This window comes from Streptococcus porcorum (assembly GCF_053203725.1).
This window is the reverse complement of record NZ_JBRUDG010000048.1, coordinates 1-8,903: the sequence shown is the minus strand read 5'-3', so window position 1 is coordinate 8,903 and position 8,903 is coordinate 1. Positions and strand designations below refer to the sequence as shown.

General features: G+C 39.3%; 11 protein-coding genes and 1 pseudogene. 11 read left to right on the top strand and 1 reads right to left on the bottom strand.

What is annotated here, in order from left to right:
- From ACVRWY_RS09070 to ACVRWY_RS09020, 11 genes and pseudogenes are all read left to right on the top strand, one after another.
- The coding region (locus tag ACVRWY_RS09070) for an IS3 family transposase (protein WP_447455797.1) at positions 1 to 238 on the top strand (238 nt) is incomplete at its 5' end.
- Between the two features lie 87 nt (positions 239 to 325).
- Complete coding sequence (locus ACVRWY_RS09065; protein WP_354369862.1) at positions 326 to 721, top strand: single-stranded DNA-binding protein; 396 nt, start codon at positions 326 to 328, stop codon at positions 719 to 721.
- A gap of 209 nt (positions 722 to 930) precedes the next feature.
- Positions 931 to 1,881: a substrate-binding domain-containing protein gene (locus ACVRWY_RS09060; RefSeq protein WP_354369861.1), complete on the top strand. Its 951-nt coding sequence runs from the start codon at positions 931 to 933 to the stop codon at positions 1,879 to 1,881.
- 32 nt (positions 1,882 to 1,913) lie between these two features.
- Positions 1,914 to 2,234, top strand: a pseudogene (locus tag ACVRWY_RS09055) (PTS sugar transporter subunit IIC); the annotation flags it as partial.
- A 1-nt stretch (position 2,235) separates the two neighbouring features.
- Positions 2,236 to 3,072 (top strand): PTS system mannose/fructose/sorbose family transporter subunit IID, encoded by an 837-nt coding sequence (locus tag ACVRWY_RS09050; protein ID WP_354369860.1) that lies wholly within the window; start codon positions 2,236 to 2,238, stop codon positions 3,070 to 3,072.
- Positions 3,073 to 3,086: 14 nt separating this feature from the next.
- Positions 3,087 to 3,377, top strand: coding sequence for a DUF202 domain-containing protein (locus tag ACVRWY_RS09045; RefSeq protein ID WP_354369859.1), 291 nt, complete (start codon positions 3,087 to 3,089; stop codon positions 3,375 to 3,377).
- A gap of 151 nt (positions 3,378 to 3,528) precedes the next feature.
- A complete protein-coding gene (groES, locus tag ACVRWY_RS09040; protein ID WP_354369858.1) occupies positions 3,529 to 3,813 on the top strand; it encodes a co-chaperone GroES in 285 nt (94 codons plus the stop codon).
- A 15-nt stretch (positions 3,814 to 3,828) separates the two neighbouring features.
- Positions 3,829 to 5,451, top strand: coding sequence for a chaperonin GroEL (gene groL / locus ACVRWY_RS09035; RefSeq protein ID WP_354369857.1), 1,623 nt, complete (start codon positions 3,829 to 3,831; stop codon positions 5,449 to 5,451).
- Between the two features lie 723 nt (positions 5,452 to 6,174).
- On the top strand, positions 6,175 to 6,417 hold the full coding sequence (locus tag ACVRWY_RS09030) for a hypothetical protein (protein ID WP_354369856.1): 243 nt from the start codon (positions 6,175 to 6,177) through the stop codon (positions 6,415 to 6,417).
- A 139-nt stretch (positions 6,418 to 6,556) separates the two neighbouring features.
- The gene (locus ACVRWY_RS09025; RefSeq protein WP_354369855.1) at positions 6,557 to 7,336 is read left to right on the top strand and encodes a TcaA NTF2-like domain-containing protein; all 780 of its coding nucleotides are present in this window, start codon (positions 6,557 to 6,559) and stop codon (positions 7,334 to 7,336) included.
- 59 nt (positions 7,337 to 7,395) lie between these two features.
- The gene (locus ACVRWY_RS09020; RefSeq protein WP_354369854.1) at positions 7,396 to 8,157 is read left to right on the top strand and encodes a DUF6287 domain-containing protein; all 762 of its coding nucleotides are present in this window, start codon (positions 7,396 to 7,398) and stop codon (positions 8,155 to 8,157) included.
- 199 nt (positions 8,158 to 8,356) lie between these two features.
- Here the strand turns inward: ACVRWY_RS09020 and relB are convergent, their stop codons facing one another.
- Positions 8,357 to 8,686, bottom strand: coding sequence for a type II toxin-antitoxin system RelB family anti-toxin (gene relB / locus ACVRWY_RS09015; protein ID WP_354369853.1), 330 nt, complete (start codon positions 8,684 to 8,686; stop codon positions 8,357 to 8,359).
- Between the last annotated feature and the right edge of the window lie 217 nt (positions 8,687 to 8,903).

Below are 8,903 nucleotides of genomic sequence, written 5' to 3'. Positions count from 1 at the left end.
ATACGGTGTGACCATTTCTCATTCTAGCAAGGGAAATTGTTATGATAATGCGGCATGTGAGAATTTCTTTTCCCACTTGAAGAGTGAATCCTTGAGACTATTTCCGCCTGAGGATAGGGAAGCCCTCGTCCAACAAATCAGGGAATACATCGACTGGTATAATTGCCACAGACCACAAGAAAAATTAAAAGGTATGACTCCCTTAGAATTTAGAGAAGCATACCTTCTAAAGACCTAACTTTTTTAACTGTCCATTTTATCTGGGGCTTGACAATCTTTTCCTTTTTCTTTTTCATTTTCGAATAAATCAGTAGGAGGATGAAAAATGTATAATAAAGTGATTATGATTGGTCGTTTGACAGCGACACCAGAGATGGTAAAAACGAGTACAGATAAAAGTGTGACACGCTTGACACTAGCAGTTAACCGCCGTTATAAAGGAGCAAATGGTGAGCGAGAGGCGGACTTTGTGAATGCCGTCTTCTGGGGGAAAACCGCAGAAAGCCTAGCTAGTTATGCGAGTAAAGGAAGCTTAATTTCTCTTGATGGTGAGATTAGGACAAGAAAGTATGACAAAAATGGTACAACACACTATGTCACGGAGGTCTTAGGTCAAAGTTATCAACTTCTGGAAAGTCGAGCACAGCGTGCGATGCGAGAAAATAAAGGACAAGATGATTTAGCAGATCTTGTTTTGGAAGGAGAAGACCTCCCCTTTTAATCATAAGGGAGGGATCTAGGCGAAGAGTTTTACTATCTGTCATCTCAATGAAGGTAAATTCCGACTATTTTAAAAATATCATCAGATTTTTAGGACAATCAAAACTAACGATAAGACAAAAAGAGGTGTTAAACCTCTTTTTTGTCTTTGATTTTTCCTCTTAAAAACGTGTTATAATAAAATGAGTAAATCAAAAGAAAGGGGATCTTGTGAAAAAAGTTTTGATAGGGTTTAGCTTGTTATTGTCTATAGTAGTGGTTGGCTGGATTTATCTGACCTATCGTTTTCAAGAGTCCTATTCGACTCAAGAAAAAATAGGGGTTTCCTATATGACCTTAAATAATGAGTTTTATCAGATGGTGAACTCTGAAATTGAAAAGGCAGTGGCTCTTTCAGGAGATAAATTATATTTAAGAGATCCTGCTTTGAATATTGATAAGCAAGTTCAGCAAATCGAGTATTTTATGGATGAAAAGATGGATGCTATTATTTTAAATCCTGTTCAGAGTGACCATGCCTTGCTACTCAAAACATTAAAACGTGCTAAAAAACAAGGAATTAAACTGATTGTTGTGGATAATCAACTGTCGGATTCTTCTGTGGCAGATAGTACGATTCAGTCTGATAATTACCAAGCAGGGCTTCTTTTATCTCAGGAGTTGAAGCGTCAAAAATCATCAGCTAACATTTTGGTTTTAGAGCATCCCAATGTTTTATCAACCAAAGAGCGCCTTCGAGGCTTTAAGGATGGCTTAGGAGATGATAAGGGCTATCATATCATTTCAGAGCAAAATGGTCTAGGACAAACGGAGGTGAGTATGCCATTGGTTTCAAAAGTTATGAAAGAAGGAGTAATATTTGATACGATTATGGCTATTAACGATAGAAGTGCTATCGGTGCCCTAGCTGCTGTTAAAAAATCAGGGAAATCAGATGTTGGCATCTATAGCGTGGATGGCTCGCCAGACATCAAGGAACTTTTAGCAACAGAATCCTTAGTGAAGGCAAGTGTTTACCAATCGCCGATGACGATGGGAGAAAAGGCTATTGCAACAACTTATAATCTCTTAAATGGAAAATCAGTTGATAAGGACATCAAAGTCGGAGTAGGCTTGGTGACACGGACTAATCTTGATCACTATCCAGTGGGGTGGCAATGATGTCCATAAAAAGTATAGGTTATGCCCAGTACGGTTTAATTGTAATCAATTTCCTTAAAGAAGCTCTTCCGATGGATGGTATCCCAATGAAAACACTCTTTACTGTTGGTTCACTATTACCATGTGTAGGGATTGCCATTTTATTAAAACAAATTGTTGAAAAAGCAGTTGACTTTATTCCATTTTTTGTAGGTTTTACCCTTGCAGCATCCCTTGGCCTCAACTTGGTGTCAAGTGCGGTGATTTCACTTATTTTTGCAGTGATTTTCTATGAAATTGCAAGTGTGCGTAATATGAAAGCAGCTGCGCCAGCAGGTGTTGATTTTGAAGATGATGACGAGGAGGATATCTAAGATGGCTCAAAAGAAAATTTCTCAAAAAACTTTAACAAAATCATTCCACCACTGGTATTATGGACACCTGACTTGTTTCTCACAAGAGCATATGCAAACCTTTGGTTACTTGACTTCTATGCTTCCAATTGTGGAAGAGCTTTATGATAAAAAAGAAGATCAAGCAGAAGCCATTAAAACCTATACTGCCTTCTTTAACACTGAGCCACAACTCGGTTCACTGGTCGTGGGGATCACTGCAGGTCTTGAAGAAGCGCGTGCCAATGGAGCAGATGGTGTCAATGATGAAACCATTAATGGTCTTCGTGCAGGCTTGATGGGTCCTGTTGCAGGTATCGGTGACTCTCTTATCGTTGGGACCTTGATTCCTATTATCTTAGGAATTGCACTCGGTTTATCTAATGGTGGTTCTCCAGTAGGTGCGATTTTCTATATTATTGTTTGGAACCTTTTAGCTTACTTTGGGATGAAGTTTGCTTACTTTAAAGGTTACGAATTAGGAGATAAAGCAGTTGAGTTTCTTGTTGGTGCTCAAGGGCAAGCTATCCGTAAATCTGTTTCTATTGTTGGAGGTATGGTTATTGGTGCTGTTGCTGCAACATGGGTACCTGTCAAAACAGCTTTCCAATTGAAAAACGCTAAAGGAGAAGCTTTCCTTGTTCTTCAAGATCAACTTGATGGGGTTTACCCAGGTCTCTTAACAGCTCTCTTTATCTTCCTTTGCTGGTGGTTAATGGCTAAGAAAAATCTATCACCAATTAAAGTGATGTTGCTTCTAGTTCTCATTGCTTTTGTTGGGGTTATTACAGGCTTCTTTAACCCAGGTTTGTCTTACTAAGAAAAGGTGAAATGATGCGTCAACAAGAATTAATCCAAGGTTATGAACAAGAAATCAAATACCAACAACATATGTTAGATAATCTAGGGAGATGGTTAACCCTTCTCTTTAGTCTAACCAGTTTAGGTATTGTCCTTGCATACTCCTTTCATTCTAACTATATTATCTTGTCAATCTTTGGATGGATTTTGGCAATCCTGTCAGGGCTAGCTATGCTAGTCTTTGGATACGGCATCTATAAGGGAAGATTAAACCTTCAAAAATTGGTAGCAGATTTTGAGCAACAGCGACAACAGCTACACTAAAGATAGGGTAGGAAAGGCTAAAGATTTAGCTAATTTCCTATCCTATTTTTGTAATGTTTTTTTCTTGACTATTTTTGACCAAGTGATACAATAAGAAAGGTAAAGATTAGCACTCTTTATCAATGAGTGCTAAAACGAATGGAGGATACAGATGTTAAAACCTTTAGGAGACCGTTTAGTGGTCAAATTTGTAGAAGAAAAAGAAGAAACTGTCGGTGGCTTTGTCCTAGCAGGTGCTAGTCAAGAAAAGACTAAAAAAGCTCAAGTACTAGCCGTAGGTGAAGGGATTCGTACTTTGACAGGGGAGTTGATTGCCCCTAGTGTTGCTGTCGGTCAAACTGTTTTAGTGGATAGCCTAGCTGGTATTGAAGTCAAAGAAGACGGTGAAAAACTAAGCATTATCCGAGAAGCAGATGTATTAGCAATTGTAGAGTAAGAGGAGAGAAATATAATGGCAAAAGAGATTAAATTTTCAGCAGATGCCCGCGAAAGTATGGTACGTGGAGTTGATATTTTAGCAGATACGGTCAAAGTAACCTTAGGTCCTAAGGGACGTAATGTCGTTCTTGAAAAAGCTTTTGGCTCACCTCTTATCACAAATGACGGTGTGACCATCGCTAAAGAAATCGAACTGGAAGATCATTTTGAAAATATGGGAGCTAAATTAGTTTCTGAAGTAGCTTCAAAAACCAATGATATCGCAGGAGATGGGACGACAACAGCAACGATTTTGACACAAGCTATTGTGCGTGAAGGTTTGAAAAACGTCACAGCTGGTGCTAATCCAATTGGTATCCGCCGTGGGATCGAAGCAGCCGTTACCGTTGCCGTTGATGAGCTAAAAGCGCAAGCACAACAAGTTGAAACTAAGGAAGCCATTGCTCAAGTTGGAGCAGTTTCTTCTCGTAGTCAAAAGGTTGGAGATTACATATCAGAAGCGATGGACCGTGTTGGTAAAGAGGGTGTGATCACTATCGAAGAGTCTCGTGGTATGGAGACAGAGCTTGAAGTGGTAGAAGGCATGCAGTTTGATCGTGGCTATCTTTCACAATATATGGTGACAGACAACGAAAAAATGGTAGCTGACCTTGAAAATCCATTTATTTTAATGACAGATAAGAAAATCTCTAATATTCAAGATATTCTTCCTCTTTTAGAAGAAATTCTAAAAACAAACCGTCCGCTTTTGATTATTGCAGATGATGTAGATGGAGAAGCTCTTCCAACTCTTGTTTTAAACAAAATTCGTGGTACGTTTAACGTTGTGGCAGTGAAAGCTCCTGGTTTTGGTGATCGTCGAAAAGCCATGCTTGAGGATATCGCCATCCTAACAGGCGGGACAGTGATTACAGAAGATTTGGGTCTGGATCTTAAAGATGCGACCATGCAGGTTCTTGGACAAGCTGCGCGTGTAACGGTTGATAAGGACTCAACAGTCATTGTTGAAGGAGCAGGTGAAGCAACAGCGATTGCTAACCGTGTTGGTATCATCAAATCACAAATTGAGACGACAACATCAGAATTTGACCGCGAAAAATTGCAAGAACGTTTAGCTAAGTTAGCAGGAGGCGTAGCTGTTATCAAAGTTGGTGCTGCCACAGAGACTGAGTTGAAAGAAATGAAACTCCGTATTGAAGATGCTTTAAACGCTACTCGTGCTGCTGTTGAAGAGGGAATTGTCGCTGGTGGAGGAACTGCGCTTGTCAATGTTATTGATAAAGTGGCAAGCCTTGAGTTAGATGGAGATGAAGCGACAGGTCGTAACATTGTTAAACGTGCTCTTGAAGAGCCTGTTCGTCAAATTGCTTACAATGCAGGATATGAAGGTTCCGTTGTTATTGATAAGTTGAAAAACAGCCCAGCTGGCACAGGCTTTAACGCTGCAGACGGTGAGTGGGTGAATATGATTGAAGCAGGTATTATCGATCCTGTCAAAGTGACACGCTCTGCTCTTCAAAATGCAGCCTCTGTTGCTAGCCTTATCTTAACAACCGAAGCCGTAGTTGCCAACAAACCAGAGCCAGCCGCACCAGCTCCAGCTATGGATCCAAACATGATGGGTGGCATGATGTAACCAAGATACTAAGCCCGTAAAAATCCGTATGAAAATAGAGCTCGACCGCCGTGTCGCATGACACAAGAGCGAGCATCATTTTCACAAGGATTTTAGGGCGAGTTCAATTACACCAATATACTAAGAGTGCAAGAAGACCAAGAGGAAAATCTATCATTTTCTCACAGTCTTCCGCTTGCAGTTCAATTAAAGCTAGCAAATCTTTTTTAGATTCTTTAAGCTTGTTTTAAGTTCTTATGGCTATACTATAGTCATCCTAATAAACTTTTCTTTTTCATAAATCTCCTAACTTCCCTTACATTTGTGAGGGAAGTTTTTTTGCCATTTAGCGGTAAGCAAAAAAAGATCAGGCAGGAACTGAAAGCCCCACCTGATCAGGAGATTTATGAAAAAGAAAAGTTTTAGGATGTTTATAGTATAAGTTGCTCAGCTTAAGCGAGGCTTAACACAACCTTTCGTGAAACTTAAAGTTCATCTTGTCACAAAAATAGCCCCTCGTTAAGAGGAGCTATAGGAGATTTATGAAAAAGATATGCCATCTCTTTGGGCTTTAGCCCTTAGAGATGACGATACTGGGCTATGGCTAGTAAAAGTTTACTAGGATGTTGACAGTATAAAGACATTCATCTAACTAGCCTTAATGTTTTTATAGGAGAAAGGGAATGGAAATTATCTTCCTGAATAAGGAAAAGAGTGCAAGTTTTAAAGGGATAATCGCTGAATGTGGTCAGTTTAAGGGGGGAAAATCCCTTACCGCCAGTAGGTTTTGATGTTCCAAAAGAATTTTCAGGTATTCTTAATCAAGAACGAGAAGATGGATTCAGATGGTTTGCGATTAAAGTCAAGGGAATAGTTGTCAAAGAGCCTTTTGGAAAGGGAGAATACAGGCTATCGAGAATAGATGCTATTGAAAGTCTTGGAGAAAATGAGACACCTTTTAGATATGTTCTACCATTTGACGAGTAAGGTTATTCCTAGGTGATACCTAGCATTTTATAAACTATTCATTTATTAACATTCTTATGAAGAATAGACCTTGAAATTTAAAAGAATATTTGCTAGAGTATAAGGATAATGATAAAAAAATAAGTTTTAGGGGAACATGATGAATAAAGAAGAATGGATAGCCTACTTTGAGACAATTAATGGTAGAAAACCGACACCAGCCGAACTGGCACAAGCTTTGCAAAACGGAACCATCCAGACTGGAGGAGTAGCGCCACAGCCTCTTCCAACTTACACACAAAAAGGGGCGAGTAAGTTTTGGCCTTTGCTTGCCTTAGCTTTATTGGCTGTTATTGTGGTGGGGTATTTCTACTTTGATAAAAAATCATCAGATCAAGCCAGTCAACAGACTACTGTTGTGAGTAGTAGTGAAAAAGAAAGCTCATCGACGAGTTCGTCTTCGTCAACTAGTAGCTCATCAAGCAGTTCATCTAGTAGTAGCTCAAGCAGTAGTTCTGAGGTCCCTCAAGCTAGCTCAGCTGCTCCAACGCCTGCACCTTCCTCTACAACCGACACAGCTTTATTGAGAAGTCAGATCGAAAGCCGTATCAACTCCTATCGCTCAGACCTGAATCGTTCGCTAGCAGCTCGACAGGACTATGTGTCTGCTAATTTTACGTCTGGTAGTCAGAGTTATTTTGATGTGCGTGACTGGATTATCAATAGTTCTGCCAACGAGGGCGTAGCACGCTATGATTCTTATACTGATAGCATTACCAATATTCAAGAATCTGGTGATACCGTTACCTGTGATGTGGCCTATAAAACACGAACCTACTATACCGATGGGACGAGTTCAACTTTTTCAAGCACAAGACATTACACTTTGAAACGTTCAGGTGGGACCTTATTGATTTCTGATTTTGGTAGCGTTTCATAAAATAACACAAAAATCCACACTCTAATGACTAGAGGGTGGATTTTTATAAAGGAGAGGACATGAATCAAAAAGAGTGGAAAAAGTATTTTGAAGAAATCAATCATCGCTCGCTGAGCCCTGATGAAGTAAAAGATGCCATCAAACGAGGAGAAGTCAAACGTTCTATCGGTAAGATGTTTTTAGGAGCTCTGCTTTTAGCCGTGACGGTGATCATCGTAGTTGCATTTTTTTCTATGCGTCAAGAAAAAACAGCTTCTAATTCTAATGCCACCTCTTTGGAAGATACGAGTTCCTCTATTTTTGAAGCAAGGGCGAGTGTTAGCAGTCAGTCAGATTTAGTCGAAGACCTACAAGCGCAGGTAGATGAGCAAGTCTCTCAAGTTGAAGCTCTGAAAGCAAAAAGTACAATGGATATTAGTGCGATGAAATCAGGTGATTTTTCAAGTGTAGCAGGGCTATGGAAGACGAGTACAAAGGAAATCTCCATAGATGCTTCGGGACGTCTCTCTTTGGGGAGCTTATCAACTTCTGTGAAGTTTGTTCAAGAGCTGAATGGGGGCTACCAATTTAGGGGGAATGATGGCACTCCACTTGGAATGGCTAGTTTTGTCTTTTATCCAGAAACTGAAGTAACAACAGAAAAACTGGTCTATTCCCCACCAGCTGCAGTAGCCACAACTGATGAGTATGTCAGAGATTCGTCGGCATCTGATGCTTTACATGAGGCAGAGGTAAAATTAGCTGAATTAGAGTCCGGACTAGAGACTGAAAAAGCGCTCTTAGAGGACTACCAAGAAAGCTTAACAGAATTGGAGAAGTGAGGATAAAAGAAATCAAAAAGAGTGGATAGCCTATTTGGAGAGATTTTATATTGACTAGAGTGGCGGTTTAATCTACTCTAGTTTTTATTTTTACAACTTTTACAACAAAAAAACTCTAATTCCTAAAACGTGAATTAGAGTTAGAGAGACTATTGTGGAGGTGACCAGAGGTTATAATTGTAATTTTTGTTGTATTATACTACTTCATATTTTTGGTAATATCATTAAACGATTGGATAATACTGGCTTGTTTTTCTTTGGGGAGACTACGAATATTGTCAATGAGTTCTGCGAGGCTTTCTTCGGTGTCATTTGAGGGGAAATCAAAAAAATCATGGTAGGTCATATTCAGAGCTAAGATGACTTTTTCTAGGGTTGTGATTTTAAAGTCATATTTTTGTCCTTCAATATGTTGCACAGCTTTTGTCCCTAAACCAGCACTTTCGGATAAGGCTTCTTGGCTGATTCCTTGACGTTTACGATTGAGTCGTATTCTTTTTGCGATATAAGTTTGTAAATCCTTGTTCATATCTTGACCTCTATAATATGATACAGGGTTTGGATATTAAGTGTAAGTATAACATAATGACCTTTTTTACCATCAAAAAGTATTGCAAACTTGTACCTTTGTCAATGATGTGAGACCTAAAATGTTATTTTGAAGCTATCCATTTGTTAAGCTTTACTAGGAGCTAGCTCCTAGTAAAGCTTTTCTGATATCGATAGGAGATTTCCATCCTAAAGTT